Origin of the sequence: Halomonas sp. 707D4, assembly GCF_024158685.1 — a bacterium.
In the GTDB taxonomy this organism is placed as follows: domain Bacteria; phylum Pseudomonadota; class Gammaproteobacteria; order Pseudomonadales; family Halomonadaceae; genus Vreelandella.
The window spans coordinates 1-1141 of record NZ_JAMZBD010000713.1 but is presented as its reverse complement, the minus strand read 5'-3'; the positions used below and the strand labels follow the sequence as shown (position 1 = coordinate 1141).

1 protein-coding gene and 1 pseudogene are annotated in these 1141 nt (G+C 67.2%); both read left to right on the top strand.

Annotation, left to right across the window (positions count from 1 at the left end; genetic code table 11):
- A pseudogene (locus BIS11_RS18140) lies at window positions 1–163 on the top strand (RNA pseudouridine synthase); the annotation flags it as partial.
- A complete protein-coding gene (gene pgeF, locus BIS11_RS18135) occupies window positions 160–927 on the top strand; it encodes a peptidoglycan editing factor PgeF (protein ID WP_253420614.1) in 768 nt (255 codons plus the stop codon). The pseudogene BIS11_RS18140 and the gene pgeF, both read left to right, overlap by 4 nt.
- Window positions 928–1141: the final 214 nt, after the last annotated feature.

Here is a 1141-nt window from a genome sequence, read left to right as displayed (position 1 = left end):
CAAGGAGATTCTGCGCGAGTTCCCTCGCCAGGCGCTGCACGCGCGCAAGCTGAGCTTCACCCATCCGCTCAGCGAGGAGGCGATGACCTTCAAGGCGGAGCTTCCCGATGACCTGCTGATGCTGCTGGATTACCTGCGCGAAGACAGTGAGACCATGCGATGAGCGACGCCATCGACCTGCGCCCCACGCTGCTGGTGCCGGACTGGCCGGCACCGAGCAGCGTGCGGGCCTTCGTGACCACCCGCGAGACCGGACCGAGCCAGGGTGACTTCGCCGCCTTCAACCCGGCGGCCCATGTCGGCGACAATCCGGATCACGTGGCGCTGTGCCGCCGGCGGCTGCAAAAGGAGATCGGCGACGATCGCCCGCTGCTGTGGCTCGACCAGGTGCACAGTGCGCGGGTCCAGCAAAGCTTTCAGGAAGGCGCCCCCCAGGCGGATGCCTCTACCGTGAGCTCCACCGAGTACGCCTGCGTGGTGCTGACCGCCGACTGCCTGCCGGTGCTGTTCTGCAACCGCCAGGGCACCCAGGTAGCGGTGGCCCACGCCGGGTGGCGCGGGCTCGCCAGCGGCGTGCTCGAGGCAACGGTGGCGGCGATGAATTGCGCCGCCGACGATATCCTGGTGTGGCTGGGCCCGGCGATCTCCAACGCCCAGTTCGAGGTGGGACCGGAGGTGTTCGGTGCCTTCGTCGGCGCCCAGCCGGAAAGCGCGGAGGCCTTCGAGCACAGCCCCTACCGGCTCAACCACTACATGGCGGATCTCTACCGGCTGGCGCGCTTTCGCCTCGAGGCCCTGGGAATCCACCACATCAGCGGCGGGCACTTCTGCACCGCCTGCGAATCGCGCTTCTACTCCTACCGGCGCGATTCCGGGCGCACCGGACGCATGGCGAGCGTCATCTGGCTCGCCGACCGCCCCGCCTGAACGGCCATTTTCCCGCCCGGCGACTCTTGAAAGGCTGCCGGGCCGACACCATTTAATTTGTCAAGCCAAACCTCTTGGTAAATTGAACATCGTCAGGGGCACGCCGCGCGTCCAAGTGCGCGGCCATCCCGGGAGAACGCCATGCGATTCGATAAATTCACCGCCAAGCTCCAGTCCGCCATCGCCGATGCGCAGTCGCTCGCCGTCGGCCAGG